Here is a 17,837-nt window from a genome sequence, read left to right as displayed (position 1 = left end):
TGGGGCGAAGACCTTTTGCTTACTTTTGGGTCTTTCCAAAAGTGAGCCGCTGTAAGAGCGGAACCCTAAGCCGCCGTCACCCAAATAACGGATATATACACCGATTTCACAGCCGTGAAAGCTTGTGCGATCTAGCCACCACCCCCATTTTCACACCCCCTCAACGCCTAATATCAAGTCCTCGTGCGCTCTCATCACATGGACTGACCAATGATCAACCGACCCGAACCAGCCGCCTCACCGCGCGCAAGCGAAACCAAAGCACCAGAGCGTATCTTCGACGCCCTGCTATCCAAAGCCAAAACCCTGGCGGCCGCCGGGTCAGGCGACAATACCTTCAAACCCAAAGTACTCGCGACCCACTCCGACGACGCCCTGAAAAAACCAGCCGACATCAAACCCGACGACTACAAGGAGGTCACCGCCCTCCCCGCCAAACTCGACATCGACACGCTCAAGGTCATCTCCGAAGACAAAGACACCGGCGTCATCTATTTCGAACAAAACGGCGCCAAACTCAAGATCACCCGCGAGGGCGCCGAAAACGCCCAGGAAGGCTTCGACACCCTCAAAGGCCTGCACTTCGGCCACGCCGTAGCGCCAGTGAACCAGGGCGGCCCGGACGAAGGCACTCCACTCTACGACCTGCTACACACCCTGGCCGAAACCCAAGGCACCCCCGCCGGCAAGGAAATCCGCGAAGCCCTCGGCAACCCCGACCAGCAACTGCTGCGCGAAGACGACCCCACCGTGCGCCTGGCCAACATCAAATCAGTCGGGGAAGCCAAAGACGGCGTAGTCAAAGTGAAAATGGAAAGCGGCCAGACCCTGGTGATTTGCGAAGCGCTCACGCCCCAGGCCTTCGCCAGCTACAACAACGCCGGCGTGACCAAAGAGGCCCTCGCCGACGGCAAAGCCAAGGGCTACGAAGAAGTCACCAGCCTGCCCGGCAACCTGGATTTCAGCCAGCTCAAAGTCACCTCCGAAGACCCGAAATCCGGGGTGATCCTGTTCGAGCACCAAGGCAAGAAATACATGATCAGCCAATCCGAGGCCGCGCTGCCGCAGCCCGGCGCGGACCTCAGCAACCCCAACCCCAACGCCGGCAGCAGCCTGTACAACTTTCTCCACGCCGTACACGCAAGCGCTGGCACCCAAGCGTTCGACTACATCAAGAACGCCCAATCCCTGCCCGGCCAGGAACTGCTGCGCAAAGACGAGGCCAGCCTCAAGCTGGGCGATATCAGCAAGGTCGACGCGCCCATGGACGGCATCCTGGTGGTCAACGGCACCGACGGCAAACTGCTGGTGGTGAGCAAAGACATCACCCCCGAAGCCTTCGCCGCCTACACCACCAAAGGCCAGACCCTGGCTGGCATCGAGAAAGCCAAGGGCGACGGCTACAGCCTGGCTGGGCCGGATGCGTATTTGTCGTCCACCGAAGACATCATGAGCGTCGGCGGCGTGGGTGATTACGGCCCCGGCCTCATTGCGTTCACTCAACACAAACCGGGCGGCAGCGAAGAAAAAATCGTCGTCAGCGAAGACAGCAACCCGCAGATGTTCGAGCAGATCTCCAGCTACCGCACCGACATCGCGCAACAGACCACCGACGTCGACAAATTACGCGCCGACAACGGCCTGCCACCGCTCAAGGATGTGTCGGTCGACAGCCTGGCCACCACCGAAAAAGACGAAAGCGGCAACCCGCTGAGCGTGCAAGACCTGTCGATGAAAACCCTGGTGGACAGCTATCGCGCCGGGGTCAAGGACGGCAGCATCGGCAAGGACGACCCACGCGCCAAGTTTTTGCGCGCGGTGGAAGCCAAGAGCATGGCCGACAACGGCATGTCGATCATTCCCGAGCACGGCTTCACTAACCAGGGCACCGCCACGTCGCCAATCGACGTCAATTCACGGGATGTGCGCGACAACATTTTCGACACCAAATCCATCGACAAAACCATCGGCGAGCTGCTCGGCGACTCGACCATCCAGGCCGATATCAAGTCCAACCACGACGCGGCGCTGGGCAAGGTCGACGGCGGCCAGGCCAAGGTCGATGAAGTACACCAGAAGCTGATAGACAGCACCTCCTCAGAGAACTTCACCCGATACATCAAGTCCCTGCAGGACGGTGGCAAGACCGAACTGGCGACCCAGGAAATCCAGACCGCCTACACCGCCCTCGCCGATATCGACCCGGCCAAGGCCGACAGCTTCATGCAAAACCTGCAGATCGACGGCTATACCGACGCCGTTGAAAAGCTGATGGACGACCCGAGCAAGATCAGCGACGACAACACCGCGCTGGCGACCACCGACAACACCATGGCGATCCTGTCGATGCTCAAGGGCGGCGCCGACGGCCTGCCGCGCCAGGCGCTGGGGGTGTATTCCAAATTTGTCGACCAATTGCTCAAGGACAAGGGCGCTGCCGCCGACTTCGGCAAGGCAATGATTTCCCTGGGCGATACCTGGCAGAAAAACGGCGTGATCAGCTTCAGCGATATCGAGCACGCAGTCAGCAAGGAGATCATGCCGAGCCTCAGCGAAGAGAACCGCAGCTCGTTTGTGAAGAACCTGACCTTCCTCAAGGACAACGGCGTACTGGGCTCGGTCGGCGGGGCCATCGGCATGGGCCGTATCGTTTACCAACTGGCGGGCCAGGGCGGCAAGCTGGCCGACACCCCGATGAAACGCTTGGGCATCGCCAACGACTTCCTTGGTTTCCTCGGCACCGGCTCGCATTTCGCCACGCTGGGCCTGAAGGTCTACGACAAATTGCGCGGCACCAACGCCTACAAACTAATGGGTTTCGACCGCTCCCTGCCCGACCTGTGGGCCAAGCCCGGCGAGGGCTATCACGCCTTGCCCAAAGACGCCGAGGCCATCCAGAAGAAGTACTTCGACATCGTCGACCAGGCCATGGACGACGGCAAAGACGTGGGCAAGGTGCTCAACAGCGGCGGCTGGAGTGATGAGAGCGCGAAGAAGGTTCAGGAAGGCATTGAAAAAGGTATCGCCAGCCGTGGCGGCGTTGCTGGCGCCGGGTTTGGCGCCAAGTTCGCCAGCAGCGCGATCAAGGTCATCGGCATGGCCACCGACGTCGCGGGCGGCGTGATCAGCGTGGTCCAGGCCGCCTTCACCCTGCGCGACGGCGTGCGGGAAAAAGACCCGATCAAAATCGCCTCCGGTTCACTCTCCATGGCCGGCGGCGTCAGCAGCCTGGTGGCGGCCGGCGGCGGTGTGCTCACCACCCTTGGCGTTACCGGCCGAGTCATTCCGTTCCTGGGCCCGGTGGGTTTCCTGATCTCCGGCGCACTGTCATTTGTCGGCGCAATCCTGAGCACCGTGCAGTCGCACAAACTGCACAAGATTTCGATGCAGAACTGGGACCAGATCCAGGACTTCAAAAGCGACGGCTTGCTCAAACCCAATGGCGACGAAGCCTACGTGTGGCTGCAAACCTACCTCTCCGACTGGGGCCAGCGCGATGCGCCGCAAGACCAGAGCATTTTTGACTTCCGCAAAAGCGAATGGGATGCCCGCGCGACCGTTAAGAGCGGCGATCATCAGCGCGATCACGCGGACTACATCGGCGACGGCAACAACCGCAGATCGGAGGACTTCAAGTACTCGCTCAAACCGTCGGAATGGACCAATGACAACCACGACATTATCTGGCGGGTGGGCGATGGCTACGGCGGCCCTTATCACGATGTAGATAACGGCTGACCTGGAAGGCTTGTCGGCATCGATTAGCTGACCGCCGGCTGGGTCTCGCCGGCGGCGCCAGGATGATCGTCCATCACGGAGGGCCGCCGGGTTTCACGGCGCTCTCCTTCCCCCTCTGATACCCGTTTTGATGACGGCTATTAAGCCAGGCATGTTCGCATTCAAGCCGCCCTTTGCTGCCTGGGCACCAACACTTAGTTCCAATCAAGCACAATCCAATACAAAACTAAATTCACGGTTGAACCATTTCATTTGCCGCCGTCAAAGTGTGTCAGTATCATAAATACGACAACGCAAAGTACGCAGGATTGGATCCGGCTGCATTAATGGCAGAGTTATTTGATCCACTTGTTAGTGCTTTTACTCTTATTGTTCGCAGCGATGTATGGCCATAGGCTAACTACGCTTTTGACTGTGTAAATAGTTAATTTGGAAACAGCTGCTCACCCGTATTCATCGGGAGAGTTATCTGTGAATGTGTGATGGATCACGGGTCTCAACTGGCTGAAACCTTCCTGGTTTGTTCCCTGAATCTTCATGAGAGAGTGATATGCGAAGCTTAAAAAAAATAATGTTTGCATCCCTGTTGAGCCTGGTCGCCGTCGCGGCTTCTGCGAACGATATGCTGAAAGGGAAAACCCTTGAGGTCGCCGTTTCTCCTAACTCGCCACCGATGCTGTTCAAGGACCAGAACGGCCACCTGCAGGGCGTGGACCTGGAAATTTTCAACGGTTACTGCAAGTCACGCGGTTGCACGATCAAGACTACCGAATACGACTGGGACGGTATGCTGGGCGCAGTAGCCAGTAAACAAGCGGACCTGGCGTTCTCGGGCATTTCAATTACCGACAAGCGCAAGAAAGTAATGGACTTCTCGATCCCATATTATGAGAACTCTTTTAACCTGGTGAGCATGGAATCCAAAAAACTCACCTTGACTGACTTGTCACAGTTGAAGAAGTACAGCATCGGCTACCCGCGCGGCATGGCCTACGCCGATTTGATCAAAAACGACCTGGAACCCAAAGGCATTTACAAAGTTGCCGATGCCAAGTTGTACCCTTCGTACAATGAAGTGATAACTGATCTACAAAATGGCAACCTCGATCTGGCCTTTATCGAAGAGCCCGTGTACGACAACTACAAGTTCCACCAGAAACTGCCCATCACCGTCAGCTATTCTTTCAAGGGCGTTGACCACCTCGGTTTTGCCTTCCAGCAAGGCTCGCCGATCCGTGAGGATTTTGATGCCTACCTGAAAGAATTGGGCCCGAAGAAGCTGGCCGCCATCATGGACAAGTGGTTGAAGTCGTAACTGATGCTTGATCGTCAGTTCTTCGATGTCATAGGGCTGTTGTTGCACGGGGTCGTGGCGACTTTCTACATCACGTTGTCGTGCTTCATCACCGCCTTCGCATTGGGTTTGGGGGTCGCCGTGTTACGGCGGCTTTCCGGCCATCGTACAGGCGCCTTGCTGAGCGCCGTGGTGTTCATCGTTCGCTCTATCCCGGTGCTGGTGCTGCTGTTTCTAGTGTATTTCGGCTTGCCGAGCCTGGGTATTCGCCCCTCGCCGATGATCGCGATGAACCTCAGCCTGGGGGTGATTGGCGGTGCCTACATCTCCGAGGTCTTCAGGGGTGCACTCGCCTCGGTTGAGCACAATGAACGGGTGGCGGCCCAAGCGATGGGCTTCAGTGACCTGCAAGTGGTCTTTTACATAGAGCTGCCGCAAATGTTGCGCTTCTCCCTGCCGGGGGTGATGAATGAGCTGACCGCCATTTTGAAAAACACACCGTTCGCCTACACCGTCGGTTTCACCGAGATTCTCGGGCAAGCCAAGGCGCTCACGGCCTCCACTTCGCTGGGCGTGAACATCTACCTTGTCGCGGGCCTCATGTACTTTTGCATCTATAAAATTTTCGCCCTGGCGATGCTGACTATTCGGCGCCGCTTTGATGGTCAGTAATACCCGGAAGAACGACATGTCGATCCTGCAAATAAGCAACCTGGTAAAAACATTTGGCGATCATACGGTGCTCAATGGCATCGACCTGACTGTGCATGCCGGGGACACGCTGGTGATCATGGGCCCTTCGGGCTGCGGCAAGACCACCTTGATTCGTTGCATGAACCTTCTGGAGCGGCCTGATCAGGGGTCGATTCTGTTTCATGGAGAAGACCTGCTCAGCCCGCAACTGGATGTGCGCAAACTGCGCAAGAACATTGGGTTTGTCTTTCAGAACTTCGCCCTCTACAGGCACCTGAGCGTGCTGGATAACATCACCCTCGGTTTGCGCAAGCTTCAAGGAAAGAACCGCGAAGAAGCGCGGGCCCTGGCGCTGGAGGAGTTGGCCTACTTCGATATGGCAGCCCACGAAAAGAAGTTTCCGGCACAACTGTCCGGTGGCCAGAAGCAGCGCGTTGCACTGGCCCGAGCCTTGGTGATGAAACCCGAAATCATGATTTTGGACGAGCCCACTTCGGCGCTGGACCCCTTGATGAGTCAGGAAGTGGCATTGCTGATCAAGAAGCTCGAAGCCCGAAAGATCACCACGGTTTGCGTCACTCACGACATCGCCTTTGCCGATCAGATCAGCCAGAACGTGGTGTTCATGTACGCGGGGAAAATCGTCGCCCAAGGCCCGGTTGCACAGCTGGCATCTCACGCGCAGATTCCCGAAGTCGCCTGGTTTTTCGGGAAGAAACGCCATGATTGAAAGCTGGTTGAGCTTTTACCAGGACTTCCTTGAACAGTGGCCGTTGATTGCGTCCGGTATCCTGGCGACCATCAAGTTGACGCTCACCGTTTCGGTGATGGGCTTCGCGCTGGGCGTGCTGGTGTTCTTCCTGAGCTTGAGTCAGCGCGCGGGAGTGGCCAGGTGTGTCGAAGCGTACAAGTCGTTTTTTATCGGTACGCCGCTGATCTGCATTATTTATATTCTTTACTACGGTCTGCCGGGACTGGGGCTGCGGCTCAGCCCGTTTGAAGTGATGGTTATCGGGTTTACCGCCAACGTGGGCGCCTACAATGCGGCTTATTTGCTGACGGCCTATAACGGCCTGGATAAAAGCCAACTGGAGGCCGCCACAGCGCAAGGCTTCACGGATGTGCAGATCTACACGAGCATTATCCTTCCCCAGGTGTTGCGCACCTCGATTCCCGCGCTGACCAACCAGATCATCTACAACCTCAAAGACAGTTCCATCGCGTTTCTGGTGCAGTGCCCGGAGTTCTTTGCGCGTATGCAGGAATTGGCCGGCGGCAACTTTGAGTTCTTTAAAACCTACACGCTGACCGCAGTGTTTTACGTGCTGCTGGCTTCGGCGGTGTTTTTCGCTTCCCGGTTCCTCGAACGGCGCAATGCACGGCTGTCCTGGGATTGACTGCGACCAGCCGTTCTGTGCGCGTCTTCAGATGAGGCGTGCGGCTACCAGCCAATCCGCGACGGCCTGGAACGATGCGTCCGGCACCGGATCGCCGGGCACGGTGCGGCGGGCGATCTCCGCCGCCAACCCTTTGTCCGGCGCATGGGGAATGCCCAGGTCATACGCCTCCTGCAACATCAGCAACGCCTCTTCGGGTGACGCTCGACAGACGATCACCGGCACCGGCGTCTCCCCGCGCACATAGCGCACGCCAATCACCCAGCCATCGGTGGTGCCGATCATCATCGACGCGCGCCCCAAGCCGAGCTTGGTAGCCAGCGCCTGCATTTCATTGCGCTGGCGGCGGCGTTCGCTCTTGATCAGCGGGTCGCCGTCGATGTCTTTGCGTTCGCGCTTGGTTTCGCTGCGGGTCATTTTCATGTCGCGACCAAACAGCCAGCGTTGCATGATCACGTCCACCGCGCCCACCAGGATGAACGCGCACAGCACGGTGAACACCAGCGGCTTGAGCACCAGAAAAAACGTCGACTCCATGCATTCGGCACCACAACGCGACGATTCCATCAGTGCCTGCAACGCGTGTTTGCCAATCACGTAAAACGCGATCGCCAGCACATGCACCTTGATCAGCCCCTTGATGAACTCCACCAGGTTGCGCAGGGCGAAGATTTTCTTCATGCCCTCCGCCGGGTTGATGCGTTTGAACTCGGGTTTGATCGGGTCCACCGAGAACACAAAGCCGCGCATGGTGATGATGTTGGTCAGAATCACCACGCCTGTGGTCACCGCCATCACCGGCAGGGTGATGCCTATCACCAGTTGCTCGGCATGGTCGAGCACGCGCGGCCACACGGTGGCGAACGGTTCGACATAGATTTGCGCGGTGAGGTCGATCAGCGCCGTGACCTGGGCCTTGGCCCGGGGCGCGAGGATGGAAATGCACAGGGTGCAGAACAGAATCACCATGCCCGACACCAGGTCCTGGCTCTTGGCGACCTGGCCTTTCTGGCGCGCGTCCTTGAGCTTTTTGTCCGTGGCCGGCTGGGATTTCTCTTCGCTGGTATCGGCCATGGGCTACTCCATGCCTGCCAGGGTTTTGAGCAGCTCGACGGTGCCGCGAAATTCTGCCAATTGATCAAGCATCAACGGGATCAAAAAGCCGATGTAGATCACCATCAGGATGCTGAAAAACAGGTTCTTCACCGGCAGTGACAGGTCAAAAATATGCAGGTTCGGCGCCATCCGCGACAGGTACGCCAACATCAGGTCAGTGATCAGCAACGAAATCAGCAACGGCGACACCATCAGCACACCAACGCGCATGATCTGGTCGAGGATCGACAGCACCGCCAGCAGCGCGGAGCTGGCAAATACCGGTGTAAACGAGGTCACCGGCCATAGCTGGTAGCTGTGGTAATAGCCGTCGACCATCAGGATAAAACCGCCGGACATGAAGAACAGCGTGATCAGCATCACCGTCAGCAAGGTCGCCATCACGCTGGATTCTCCAGACGACAACGGGTCCACCAGTTGCGCCATGGTCGAGCCGCGTTGCAGGTCGATCAACTCCCCCGCCACCTCGGCGGCCCAGAACGGAATACCGAACAGCAGGCCAATCAAAATACCGATCAAAAACTCCTTGATCAGCAACCCGGCAATAAACACGCTGCCGTGTTCGGGCATGGCAGTCAGCGCTTCGAACACCGGAAAGAACATCGGAATGGAAATGGCCACGGCCACACAGCCACGAATCATCCCGGTAAGGCCCAAACGGTTGAACGCCGGGGTGATCACCACCACGCCCATGGCGCGGCAGGCGGCGAGCGAAGCCGAGCTGATCACCGGGTAGGCGACTTCCAGAAACTGCGCGGTCAGGCTGGCATCCATGGGCGGTCAGCGCGTCCACATCGGGAAGTTGTCCAGCACCTGGCTGCCGAGTTCGGCGACCTGCCCGGCAAGCACCGGGCCGAGGAATACGATGGTCAGCAGCACCGCCACCAACTTCACCACCTGGGGCAACGTCTGATCCTGAATCTGCGTCAGCGCCTGGAACAGCCCCACGCTCAAGCCCACGATAATCGCCACGCCCAGCGCCGGGGCGGAGAGCATCAGCACCGTCATCAGTGCCTGTTTCATCAACGATAAGAAAACGTCCTGGCCCATCACTCACCCCTTCAATGCACACTCACCCTGCAGGGTTTAGCCGCCGTAACTCAGAATCAAACCGTGCATCAGGCGCGACCAGCCACTTAACGACACGAATAAAAAGATCTTCAGCGGGATAGAGATCAGGTTCGGCGAGACCATCGACATGCCCATCGCCATCAGCACGTTGGACACCAGCAAATCCACCACCAAAAACGGGATATAGAGCAGGAAGCCAATCTCGAACGCGCGGGTCAGTTCCGAGCTGACAAACGCCGGGATCAGCACCACCAGGTCATCGTCACGCAGGTCGGCGCGGGCTTCCGGCGACCAGATGGTCTCGGTGGCCTGCACAAAAAAGCCGCGCTCGGATTCATTCGCGAAGCGCTTCAGGTGCGCCTGCAACGGTGGCCGCAGCGCATCACCCAAATCCTTGAGCTGCTCCACATGCTCGATGTTGAGGTCGCGGCCCTCCACTTGCCGGTACATGTCGCCAATCAACGGCGTGGTCACGTACACCGACAGGATCAATGCGATGCCGTACAGCACCAGGTTCGGCGGAGTCTGTTGCACCCCAAGGGCGTTGCGGATCAGGAACAGCACCACCGAGATCTTCATGAAACCGGTGAGCGTCACAACCGCCAACGGGATCAGCCCGATCGTCGCAACGACCAGGATGATCTCGATCAGGTTCGGCTGATAACCGGTCATGGAGTGGCAAAACTCAGCAGGCGCACACCCAGGCCGTCACCGATTTTTACCAGTTGGCCCTGGCCGACGCGGCGGCCGTTGACCATCAGGTCGACGTTATCCACGCCGTGGCTGTTGAGCTGCAACAGACTGCCGGCGCCCAGCTCGCGCAATTGCGCAAGGGTCAGTTCCAGACTGCCCACCTGACACACCAGTTTGAGCGGCAAGTCATCCAGGGCCGCAGTCGCATCAACGTCAGTCATTGTGTTCTCCATGTCCAAAAGGGGCGCTTTCAATTCTTCCAGCAGGCGCAGCGCGTCACCCTGGTGTTCGCAGCGAGCCTGCAAGCGGCCGTCCAGGTCGAGCAGCAAGCCCGAGCCTTGTTCCAGCATCAGCACATCGCCGGGGCGCAGGCTGCGCAGTTCGCCGAGGCTCAGCCACTGCCGCCCCGCTACCACGGCCAGGGTCTGGCGCAGCGCGGGCAGCGGGTCGGGTTCAACTTCGCCGTAGTGCGCGAGCAGCTGCGCCACCAGCACGGCGGCCCCTTCGCTCAGGTCCAGTTGCGCGCTCATGGCAGGCCCGTTGCCGAAGCTCAATTGCAGGGCCAGGTGCACGGCAAAGGGCCGTTGCTCCATACCTTCGGTGGCTTCGAGCAATTGCACCGGATGGCCGAGCAGCGGCTCCAGAGTCTCGATCAGGTCGAGTACCGCCAGCTCCAACAGCAACGAGCGCGGCAACGACGGCAATTGCTGCGCATCGAACTGCAACGCCAGCGGCACCATCACCTGTTCAAGGGCGGCCGCCGACACGCGCAGGCGCACCGGGGCGCGGCCGAGCAACAACAGCACATCGCGCGGCGCATTCAGGGTGTGCGACTCGGCGGCCCAGCTCACGCGCAGGTCCTGCCCGGCGCAACGGCCCTGCCAGGCGCGACGGCGGCGGTGCAGCTGGTTATGCAGCGCCAGCAACGCCGGGTCGTAGTGGGTCAGCCACGGCGACAGTGGGTCGGCAAGGGCTGCGATCATGTGCCAACGCCTTCATCGCGCAGCTCACCGATGCGGCGTTCATCGCTTTCGCGGCCTTCGACTAGGCTTTGCCAGGCGTCGGACTGGCGCTGGCGGCTGAGGCGCTCCTGACGAAACAGGTCACGCTCGCGCTCCTGGCTTTGCAGGGTGGTGGACACATGGGTGACGTCGTTTTCCAGCACCTGCTGGTCATCCGACAGCCCGCGCAGGCGGTCTTGCGCGGCCTGCCAACTGGCCACCGACAACCCTTCGGTGAGGGACGCATACACCTGCCGCGCTTCCTCGGCGATGGCTTCGCGGTGCAGGCGCAGTTGCTCCTTGGCGTCGGTGAGTACGCCGTGGGTTTGCTCGCAGCGCTGTTGCTGGGCTGCCAATTGGCTGGCGGCGCGTTGTTCGCGCAGCACCCGCAGGGTCTGCAGGGTGCGCAATTCATTGGTTTTCATTGGATTAGCTCCTTCGTCATGCTGGCACAACAATTCTGTACATCCATGCAGCTCCCACAGGGGTTCGGGGTACATCCCTGGCATCTCATGCCAACACCTGGCGCATGCGGATCAGGGTCTGTTCCAGGCTGCTCGGCTCGCCGGCGTTCTGGCGCAAAAAGGCTTCGATAGCCCCATGGCGGGTAATGGCTTCGTCGGCCAACGGGTCGCTGCCGGCGGAGTACTCGCCCACGCGGATGAGCATTTCGATCTCGCCATAACGCGCCATCAGTTCACGGATGCGCATGGCCAGGCGTTTGTGTTCTTCACCGGCAACCTGCTCCATCAAGCGGCTACGGCTGCGCAGCACGTCGACCGCCGGGAAGTAGTTGCGCTGGGCCAACTCAGCGCTGAGGGCGATGTGCCCGTCGAGGATCGACCGCGCCTCTTCAGCCACTGGGTCGCTGGCGGCATCGCCTTCGGTGAGCACGGTATACAGCGCAGTGATGCTGCCGGTGGGGCCAGGGCCGGCGCGCTCCAGCAGGCGCGGTAAGGCCGAAAAGAACGACGGCGGGTAACCGCGCCGCGTTGGCGGTTCGCCCACTGCCAGGCCGATTTCACGCTGGGCGCGGGCGAAACGGGTCAGGCTGTCCATCAGCAGCAGCACATTGCGCCCCTGATCGCGGTGGTATTCGGCAAGCGTGGTGGCAACAAACGCGGCCCGCACGCGCTCGGCCGCCGGGCGGTCCGACGTGGCGACCACCGCCACGGTGCGCGCGCGGGCCTGGGCGTCGAGTTGCACGTCGAGCAGCTCGCGCACTTCCCTGCCCCGCTCGCCGATCAGGCCGATCACGATCACATCGGCTTCGCTGTTGCGGATGATGCTGGCGAGCAATGAGGATTTGCCCACGCCGGGCTCACCAAAGATGCCCATGCGCTGGCCCTGGGCCAGGGTCAGCAAGCCATCGATGGAGCGGATGCCCAAGGCCATCGAACGTACGATCAACTGCCGCGAAAACGGCGCAGGCGGTTCGGCGTGCAACGGGTAGCGCTGCAAGGCCACGGTCGGTGGAATGCCGTCGCCATCGAGGAATTCGCCCATGGGGCTGATCACCCGCCCGAGCTGCGCATCGCCGACTGCCACGCCCAGGGTCTCGCCAGTGGCGGTGATTTGCGTGCGGGTCGACAGGCCTTCCATGGAACCGATGGGCGACAGAATCGCTTCGTCGCCATCAAAGCCGATCACCTCGGCGCTGAGGCTGCGACCACTGCCCGGGTCGCGCAGCTGGCACAACTCACCGATGCTCGCGCCGGCGACACTGGCGCGAAGCAACACGCCGCGAATGCTCAACACCGTGCCGTGCATGGGCCGCAGTCGCGCCTGAGCCAGGCGCTCATTCAAGCGCGGCAGCAACTGCTCAAGGTTCATGCCACGCCCTCTTCGGCGAACGGCAACAGGCTGCGGCGCAGGGTTTGCAACTGCGCTTCAAGGCCCAGTTCGACGGAACCGGCGGCGCTGCTCAGTCGCGCCTGACCGGCGCTTAACTGTTCATCGGCGTCCACGGCGATGGCCAGGCCTTCGAGCTTGAGACGCTGGCGCAAGGCGTCCACTTCAGCGGGCGCAACCCACAGGGTCAATGCCTGATCCTGACGAAACGCGCTCAACGCCTGACGCGTGCAGCGCACCACGCGGTCGGCATTGTCCAATTCACCGAGCACTTCGCGCACGATGCCCAAGGCCAAGTCGGCCAGTGACGTTTCCAGGCTACTCAAGTAGTGCTGCACCTGGGATTGAGTCTGCACGAGCAATTGCGCAACCTGCTCGGCGCCCTCTTGCCGCGCGCTTTCAAACCCTTCGGCGCGGGCGGCTTGCAGCCATTCGTCGCTGTCGGCCTTGACCTGCGCGGCCTGGTCTTTGGCCGCTTGCAGAAAGGCAAAACCCTCCGTCCACAGCGCGGCTTCTTCAGCGCGCAAGATGCGCGCGGTCGGGCGGCTCGGTAAGTCACTCATGGGGCAATGTCCTCGGCGGCAAGGCACGCGGCAGCGGCCTGAACGATCTCCAGGTCGCGGGGCAGGCGTGCGCTGTAGCCCTGGGGGAAAGCGAAACGCAAACGCAGCCAGCCCTGAAAATCGGCGTGCTGGGCGTGCAGCCAGGCGGCAACACAGCCTTGACCGTCGCGGTCGATGGCTTCGATCAGCTCGGCGGGGTCGCGCAGTAAATCCGCCGCGCCACCCAGTTGCCGCAGCGCCAGCGCTTGGCTGAACACCTCGGTCCCGAGGCCTGCGCGCAGCTCGTTGACCACGTCACGGCGAATTTCGCGGCTCAAGGTCGAGGCATGCCAGATGGCGCCGCACAACCTCGGCAGGCGGGCAAACTGTGCGTCCGACAGCAGCAACACCGGCAAGTCAGCGGCCAAGGGTGAAACAAGCTGCTCCAGCGGCGCCAACTGGTAATGGCTGACCAGCAATTTTTCCAGGCGCTGGCGAAAACGTGGCTGGGCCTGCATGGCCTGCAGCACCTGCGCCGGCAGGTCATCGGCAAAACACGCGCCCAGGCTCGGCCCGCGCACAAACTGCAAGGGCTCGGCGATCAGCCCTTGCCAGCGTTCAAAAAGGCTCATTCACCCTCCTTGAGCACGTACAGCGCCTGGGATTGGCGCCGCGCCCAGTGCTGGCGAGCCAACACACCCAGAGCGCCAAGGGCAATCAGCAACAAGCCACCAAACATGAAGCGCGCCTGGGGCACATTGTCTTCCAGCATCCACAGGCCCATAAAGCGTGCGAGTCGCGGCTGCGCGGGGTTCTGGCTGATGGCGACAGCGGCCTTGATCGCCGTCACCGAGACGCCGTCGTAGCTCAAGCCGGAGATGCCGTTGGCCACCAGCGTCTTGATTTGCGGGATCAGCGTATTGATATCGGTGCCGGGGTCGTAGCGCACCAGCACCGAGGCCGACGACGGCGAAATCACGCGTTTGAGCAGGTCATTATCCGGCAGCACTACGTGCACACGGGCGGCGACGATGCCGTCGATCTGCGACACCGAGTGCGACAGTTCTTCGCTCAGGGCATAGATCATCTGCGCCCGTTCCTGCACCGGCGACGACACCAGGCCATTGCCCTTGAACACCTCGCCCATGTTGGAAAAACTTTGCTGCGGCAGGCCAGCGTTGTCGAGCAGGGTCATGGCCTCGGCGAAGCGCTCTTCATCGACCACGACCTTGAGCTGGCCGTTGTCCTGGGTCTTGCGCTCTGCCGGGATGCCACCGCGCAGCAGCACCGCGACCATGGCGTTGGCGTCGCGCTCGCTGAGGTTGGTGTAGAGGTCGGTGTTGCACGCCTGCAACAGGCTGGCGAGCAAGCCGATCAGCAACAGGCGCAGGGCGCGGTTTGGGCTTGGCATGGCGTTATTGACCCTTGAGCAACGTGTTGGCGGAACCGGAAATCTGCGTCGCACCGCGCACCACCATCTGGGTTTCGATGGAGTAGTCGAACATCTTGCCCAGGGAATGGACGATCTGATCGACCTGTTGCTCGCCGACTTTTTTCCCCGGTTCAGCTTGCGGCGAAGCACTCGCCGTACGGATTTGCGGGGAGGCCGTCGGTGGCGCCGACGGGTTGTTGGTGAGCACGTCGGCGCGCTCGGAAAACGCCCGCGTGCGGTCAATAAAACTGTTCATGCGCTCCATCAAGCCCGAGCCGATCTGGTGCGGGCTCGCGCCTTCGGGCATGCCCTTGGCGGTATTGGCCATGTGCTCGAACAGATTCTGCGAGGCCCCGGCGGGCCCCGCGCCAGCGGACGGCGGCAAGGCCGAGGCGCCAGCGGCGAGACTGATAGTCATGGGCGTTCCCTACTCTTCGTCGTCATCGGACATGGCGTCGTTCAGCAGTTCCTGCATCTTCGGCATGATGATGAACTGACCACCGATGGTGACGGCCTGGGTGATCAACGCATCGTTGAATTCCGCGTCCGTGGTTTCCGTCGGTTTGTCGGCAGCCTTGGCGTTATCCACCGCGGCATTGAACTTGGCTTCAGGGCTGGCGCCACCCGGGGCGAGGTTGCTGTCTACGGCCGTTACAGACATGGTGCTGCTCCTTTATCAGTTGGGGGTTTCAGTACTGACTTGCGCACCGCGGAACACCCGCACACCCTGCACGCGTGCCACCGGGGCGGCCGCGCGTGTGGGTTGCAGGTGATCCACGTGCTGTTGCACCAACGCCAGGTACGGCGGTGGTCCGGACACAAATACTTCATCGCCCTCAGGGCCATTGCGCATGGACAACTGTTGGCCGAACACATCGAGGTTGTTCAGGTAGGCCTGCAACTGGTCCAGGTTCAAGGCACTGGACTTGAACAGCTTGGTGGTGATTTCGTCGCTGGTGTTGAGGTACAGCAGGTTGCCGTCGAAGTACCAGGTCAGGCCGTTGGTGCTGCACAGGGTTTGCAGAAACTCACCGGCGGTGGCCGCGCGAATGGTGCTGCGCGCCTTGCCGCGCACCTTCTCCGAGAGCACCAGCGGCACCTCGAGGTTGTGGCCGAATTCTTCCAGGGCGCTGCGTACATCCTGGTCCACCAGCACGTAGGCGTAGGGTTGGGAAAACCACGCGGGCTCTTCGGCGGCATTGGCCAAACGTGTACCGAACAGGCATAGGACGGCCATCAAAAATATGCTTACATGGCCTCCGCCTTCGCCAGACGAGTTGTGACGATGTCCAAGAATTTCCTGCTTGCCAGTACCCTGCTTCTCGCCGCCTGCTCCAGCAAACCGGCGAGCGATTCCGACAAGTCCCTGCAACTGGCCGATGGCCTGAGCAAACGCGGCGACTACGCCAGCGCGGCCGCGTTGTACGAGCGCGCTACCCGGCAACCGGGGGCCAGCCTCGACCTGTGGCTCAAGCTCGGCCAAGCCAGGCTCGACGCCAAAGACGCCCTCGGCGCCGAACGTGCCTTCCAGCAAGCCCTGGGCGTTGACGCCCACAGCGCCGACGCCCTGCTCGGCCTGGGCACTGCCCAACTGCAACTGGGCAAGACCCAACGCGCCATCACCGCCCTGGGCCAGGCGGCCGAGATCAACCACCTGCCCGTCGCCTACACCCGCCTGGGCGTCGCGCAAATTCTCAACGGCCAGGCCGCTGCAGCCCAAACCGCCTTCGCCAAAAGCCTGAGCCTCAAACCCGACGACCTCGACAACCGCTGCAACCTCGCCCTGGCCTACGCCCTCGGCGGGCAATCGCAACAAGCCCTCGACACCATCGCCCCCGTCACCCAATCGCCCCGTGCGCTGCCAAGGCATCAGCGTAATGAGCTGCTGGTGATGGTGTTGGCCGGTTACGAAAAACGGGTTGCAGGCCTGCCGCTGGATGACATCCCTGCCGCCGAGCGTGAACGGTTGATGACGGAAGCGAAGCGCATCAAGGCCATCAGCGATCCGGTGGCGCAAGCCAAGGAACTGGGTTTGGTTGACCCGAGTTGACAAACCGCTCTCCCGCTTTTGATTTGGCTTTTGATCTGCTTTGGATCTCAGTCGCCCCGTAAAACCACGCTGGCCGAACGCAGGCTTGAATCCGTGGGCAACCCGGCAGGACGCCGGGTTAGCCGCGCTGGGCCAGGGATGGCCCATCGCGGCGGCCCACGGATTCAAGCCTGCGTGCGGGCACACCGAGCCTAAGCGAGGTGCCGAGTGGTGGGGCGAAGGCCTTTTGGTTACTTTTGGGCCTTTCCAAAAGTGACCCGCTGTAAGAGCGGAACCATAGGTGGCCGTTACCACAGCAATGGATATGTACTCCGCCCCAAAAAATGTAGCGCCTGACACATAGCTTTCGCGAGCAAGCCCGCTCCCACATTTGGATTGGGGAGCATCAGGTAGATATGGGTTGGCTGGGAGGGCGCTATCGCAGGCAAGCCAGCTCCCACAGTTTGATTGGGGAGTGCCAGGTAGATTTTGGGTGGCTGGGAGCCAGCTCCCACAGTTTGACTGGGGAATGCCAGGTAGATTTGGGGTGGCTGGGAGCCAGCTCCCACAGGAGATCAGCGCAGACCCGGTCATTGCTGACCTCCGGTAGCGCCAGCCTTGGCCTCTTGCTGATCCTTACGCCGCTGCAACTGCTCCCGATCAAACCCCTCGATATACACCTGCGCCGCTCGCCCCACCGGCGCCGCCATCGCAGGCCCCGTGGCGCGGCCCTGGGTCAGGTCCTGCTTACGCTCCACCATCTGCATCAAATTCAAATTATTCGCACAGCCCAACGCCAGAGTCGGCTTGAAATCCTCGTCCAACCCAATCGTGTCGGTCGCAGGCGGCTGCTGACACTGAGTCGGCACACCATCGGCGCGAAACTCGGAGGAGTAATACACCGGCGCCAAGTGAGTCTGGCAACCCATCAGCGCCAGAGGGAGCAGCATCAACACACGCAAAACAGTCATCGCAAGCCC

Annotated in this window: 20 protein-coding genes; 6 read left to right on the top strand and 14 right to left on the bottom strand. The window is 60.8% G+C overall.

The genetic code is table 11. From position 1 onward, the window contains the following. Nucleotides 1-210: 210 nt before the first annotated feature. The 5 genes from ACP7A2_RS22060 (at nt 211) to ACP7A2_RS22040 (ending at nt 7,122) form a co-directional block, all read left to right on the top strand. On the top strand, nt 211-3,738 hold the full coding sequence (locus ACP7A2_RS22060) for a hypothetical protein (RefSeq protein WP_426135949.1): 3,528 nt from the start codon (nt 211-213) through the stop codon (nt 3,736-3,738). A 571-nt stretch (nt 3,739-4,309) separates the two neighbouring features. Then, nucleotides 4,310-5,053: a transporter substrate-binding domain-containing protein gene (locus tag ACP7A2_RS22055; RefSeq protein ID WP_426135948.1), complete on the top strand. Its 744-nt coding sequence runs from the start codon at nt 4,310-4,312 to the stop codon at nt 5,051-5,053. Nucleotides 5,054-5,056: 3 nt separating this feature from the next. Beyond that, nucleotides 5,057-5,704 (top strand): amino acid ABC transporter permease, encoded by a 648-nt coding sequence (locus tag ACP7A2_RS22050; protein ID WP_426135947.1) that lies wholly within the window; start codon nt 5,057-5,059, stop codon nt 5,702-5,704. A 16-nt stretch (nt 5,705-5,720) separates the two neighbouring features. Further along, nucleotides 5,721-6,455 carry an amino acid ABC transporter ATP-binding protein gene (locus tag ACP7A2_RS22045; protein ID WP_426135946.1) on the top strand — a complete coding sequence of 245 codons (735 nt, stop codon included), beginning with the start codon at nt 5,721-5,723 and terminating at the stop codon, nt 6,453-6,455. After that, nucleotides 6,448-7,122: an amino acid ABC transporter permease gene (locus ACP7A2_RS22040; protein WP_426135945.1), complete on the top strand. Its 675-nt coding sequence runs from the start codon at nt 6,448-6,450 to the stop codon at nt 7,120-7,122. The genes ACP7A2_RS22045 and ACP7A2_RS22040 overlap by 8 nt, the downstream gene beginning before the upstream one ends. A 27-nt stretch (nt 7,123-7,149) precedes the next feature. On the opposite strand, the gene ACP7A2_RS22035 is transcribed toward ACP7A2_RS22040, so the two are convergent. The 13 genes from ACP7A2_RS22035 to ACP7A2_RS21975 all read right to left on the bottom strand — a co-directional run bounded on the left by ACP7A2_RS22035 (nt 7,150) and on the right by ACP7A2_RS21975 (nt 16,065). After that, complete coding sequence (locus tag ACP7A2_RS22035; RefSeq protein ID WP_426135944.1) at nt 7,150-8,196, bottom strand: EscU/YscU/HrcU family type III secretion system export apparatus switch protein; 1,047 nt, start codon at nt 8,194-8,196, stop codon at nt 7,150-7,152. 3 nt (nt 8,197-8,199) lie between these two features. Next, nucleotides 8,200-9,012, bottom strand: coding sequence for a type III secretion system export apparatus subunit SctT (gene sctT, locus ACP7A2_RS22030; RefSeq protein ID WP_426135943.1), 813 nt, complete (start codon nt 9,010-9,012; stop codon nt 8,200-8,202). Nucleotides 9,013-9,018: 6 nt separating this feature from the next. Continuing rightward, nucleotides 9,019-9,288, bottom strand: a complete 270-nt coding sequence (gene sctS / locus ACP7A2_RS22025; protein WP_078743366.1) for a type III secretion system export apparatus subunit SctS — start codon at nt 9,286-9,288, stop codon at nt 9,019-9,021. 36 nt (nt 9,289-9,324) lie between these two features. Beyond that, nucleotides 9,325-9,981, bottom strand: coding sequence for a type III secretion system export apparatus subunit SctR (sctR, locus tag ACP7A2_RS22020; RefSeq protein ID WP_016969170.1), 657 nt, complete (start codon nt 9,979-9,981; stop codon nt 9,325-9,327). Further along, nucleotides 9,978-10,985: a type III secretion system cytoplasmic ring protein SctQ gene (gene sctQ / locus ACP7A2_RS22015; protein WP_426135942.1), complete on the bottom strand. Its 1,008-nt coding sequence runs from the start codon at nt 10,983-10,985 to the stop codon at nt 9,978-9,980. The genes sctR and sctQ overlap by 4 nt, the downstream gene beginning before the upstream one ends. Beyond that, entirely contained in the window at nt 10,982-11,428 is a 447-nt protein-coding gene (locus tag ACP7A2_RS22010; RefSeq protein ID WP_348058436.1) for a hypothetical protein, read from the bottom strand. Before ACP7A2_RS22010 ends, sctQ begins: the two co-directional genes overlap by 4 nt. An 85-nt stretch (nt 11,429-11,513) precedes the next feature. Beyond that, nucleotides 11,514-12,836 carry a FliI/YscN family ATPase gene (locus ACP7A2_RS22005; RefSeq protein WP_426135941.1) on the bottom strand — a complete coding sequence of 441 codons (1,323 nt, stop codon included), beginning with the start codon at nt 12,834-12,836 and terminating at the stop codon, nt 11,514-11,516. Beyond that, nucleotides 12,833-13,417, bottom strand: coding sequence for a type III secretion system stator protein SctL (sctL, locus tag ACP7A2_RS22000; RefSeq protein ID WP_426135940.1), 585 nt, complete (start codon nt 13,415-13,417; stop codon nt 12,833-12,835). Before sctL ends, ACP7A2_RS22005 begins: the two co-directional genes overlap by 4 nt. Next, nucleotides 13,414-14,028, bottom strand: coding sequence for a type III secretion protein (locus tag ACP7A2_RS21995; protein WP_426135939.1), 615 nt, complete (start codon nt 14,026-14,028; stop codon nt 13,414-13,416). Before ACP7A2_RS21995 ends, sctL begins: the two co-directional genes overlap by 4 nt. After that, nucleotides 14,025-14,807 (bottom strand): type III secretion system inner membrane ring lipoprotein SctJ, encoded by a 783-nt coding sequence (gene sctJ, locus ACP7A2_RS21990; protein ID WP_395606780.1) that lies wholly within the window; start codon nt 14,805-14,807, stop codon nt 14,025-14,027. The genes ACP7A2_RS21995 and sctJ overlap by 4 nt, the downstream gene beginning before the upstream one ends. Before the next feature lie 4 nt (nt 14,808-14,811). Continuing rightward, the gene (locus ACP7A2_RS21985; protein ID WP_426135938.1) at nt 14,812-15,246 is read right to left on the bottom strand and encodes a hypothetical protein; all 435 of its coding nucleotides are present in this window, start codon (nt 15,244-15,246) and stop codon (nt 14,812-14,814) included. A 9-nt stretch (nt 15,247-15,255) separates the two neighbouring features. Next, nucleotides 15,256-15,489, bottom strand: coding sequence for a hypothetical protein (locus tag ACP7A2_RS21980; RefSeq protein WP_078743373.1), 234 nt, complete (start codon nt 15,487-15,489; stop codon nt 15,256-15,258). Between the two features lie 15 nt (nt 15,490-15,504). Continuing rightward, nucleotides 15,505-16,065, bottom strand: a complete 561-nt coding sequence (locus ACP7A2_RS21975) for a type III secretion protein (RefSeq protein WP_426135937.1) — start codon at nt 16,063-16,065, stop codon at nt 15,505-15,507. A 48-nt stretch (nt 16,066-16,113) separates the two neighbouring features. Between ACP7A2_RS21975 and ACP7A2_RS21970 the strand changes: the two genes are divergently transcribed. Then, on the top strand, nt 16,114-16,878 hold the full coding sequence (locus tag ACP7A2_RS21970) for a tetratricopeptide repeat protein (RefSeq protein WP_426135936.1): 765 nt from the start codon (nt 16,114-16,116) through the stop codon (nt 16,876-16,878). A gap of 569 nt (nt 16,879-17,447) precedes the next feature. Here ACP7A2_RS21970 and ACP7A2_RS21965 read toward each other — a convergent pair. After that, nucleotides 17,448-17,828 (bottom strand): hypothetical protein, encoded by a 381-nt coding sequence (locus ACP7A2_RS21965; RefSeq protein ID WP_426135935.1) that lies wholly within the window; start codon nt 17,826-17,828, stop codon nt 17,448-17,450. Nucleotides 17,829-17,837: the final 9 nt, after the last annotated feature.

Origin of the sequence: Pseudomonas sp. PWP3-1b2 (genome assembly GCF_049896045.1) — a bacterium.
In the GTDB taxonomy this organism is placed as follows: Bacteria; Pseudomonadota; Gammaproteobacteria; order Pseudomonadales; family Pseudomonadaceae; genus Aquipseudomonas; species Aquipseudomonas antarctica_B.
Note: the sequence above shows the minus strand (reverse complement) of the source record. Positions and strands in the feature narration are given on the sequence as shown.

Coding starts and splice junctions, on each gene's coding strand:
- ACP7A2_RS22060 (WP_426135949.1), top strand. CDS start 211: ATGATCAACCGACCCGAACCAGCCGCCTCACCGCGCGCAAGCGAAACC.
- ACP7A2_RS22055 (WP_426135948.1), top strand. CDS start 4,310: ATGTTTGCATCCCTGTTGAGCCTGGTCGCCGTCGCGGCTTCTGCGAAC.
- ACP7A2_RS22050 (WP_426135947.1), top strand. CDS start 5,057: ATGCTTGATCGTCAGTTCTTCGATGTCATAGGGCTGTTGTTGCACGGG.
- ACP7A2_RS22045 (WP_426135946.1), top strand. CDS start 5,721: ATGTCGATCCTGCAAATAAGCAACCTGGTAAAAACATTTGGCGATCAT.
- ACP7A2_RS22040 (WP_426135945.1), top strand. CDS start 6,448: ATGATTGAAAGCTGGTTGAGCTTTTACCAGGACTTCCTTGAACAGTGG.
- ACP7A2_RS22035 (WP_426135944.1), bottom strand. CDS start 8,196: ATGGCCGATACCAGCGAAGAGAAATCCCAGCCGGCCACGGACAAAAAG.
- sctT (WP_426135943.1), bottom strand. CDS start 9,012: ATGGATGCCAGCCTGACCGCGCAGTTTCTGGAAGTCGCCTACCCGGTG.
- sctS (WP_078743366.1), bottom strand. CDS start 9,288: ATGGGCCAGGACGTTTTCTTATCGTTGATGAAACAGGCACTGATGACG.
- sctR (WP_016969170.1), bottom strand. CDS start 9,981: ATGACCGGTTATCAGCCGAACCTGATCGAGATCATCCTGGTCGTTGCG.
- sctQ (WP_426135942.1), bottom strand. CDS start 10,985: ATGATCGCAGCCCTTGCCGACCCACTGTCGCCGTGGCTGACCCACTAC.
- ACP7A2_RS22010 (WP_348058436.1), bottom strand. CDS start 11,428: ATGAAAACCAATGAATTGCGCACCCTGCAGACCCTGCGGGTGCTGCGC.
- ACP7A2_RS22005 (WP_426135941.1), bottom strand. CDS start 12,836: ATGAACCTTGAGCAGTTGCTGCCGCGCTTGAATGAGCGCCTGGCTCAG.
- sctL (WP_426135940.1), bottom strand. CDS start 13,417: ATGAGTGACTTACCGAGCCGCCCGACCGCGCGCATCTTGCGCGCTGAA.
- ACP7A2_RS21995 (WP_426135939.1), bottom strand. CDS start 14,028: ATGAGCCTTTTTGAACGCTGGCAAGGGCTGATCGCCGAGCCCTTGCAG.
- sctJ (WP_395606780.1), bottom strand. CDS start 14,807: ATGCCAAGCCCAAACCGCGCCCTGCGCCTGTTGCTGATCGGCTTGCTC.
- ACP7A2_RS21985 (WP_426135938.1), bottom strand. CDS start 15,246: ATGACTATCAGTCTCGCCGCTGGCGCCTCGGCCTTGCCGCCGTCCGCT.
- ACP7A2_RS21980 (WP_078743373.1), bottom strand. CDS start 15,489: ATGTCTGTAACGGCCGTAGACAGCAACCTCGCCCCGGGTGGCGCCAGC.
- ACP7A2_RS21975 (WP_426135937.1), bottom strand. CDS start 16,065: ATGGCCGTCCTATGCCTGTTCGGTACACGTTTGGCCAATGCCGCCGAA.
- ACP7A2_RS21970 (WP_426135936.1), top strand. CDS start 16,114: ATGTCCAAGAATTTCCTGCTTGCCAGTACCCTGCTTCTCGCCGCCTGC.
- ACP7A2_RS21965 (WP_426135935.1), bottom strand. CDS start 17,828: ATGACTGTTTTGCGTGTGTTGATGCTGCTCCCTCTGGCGCTGATGGGT.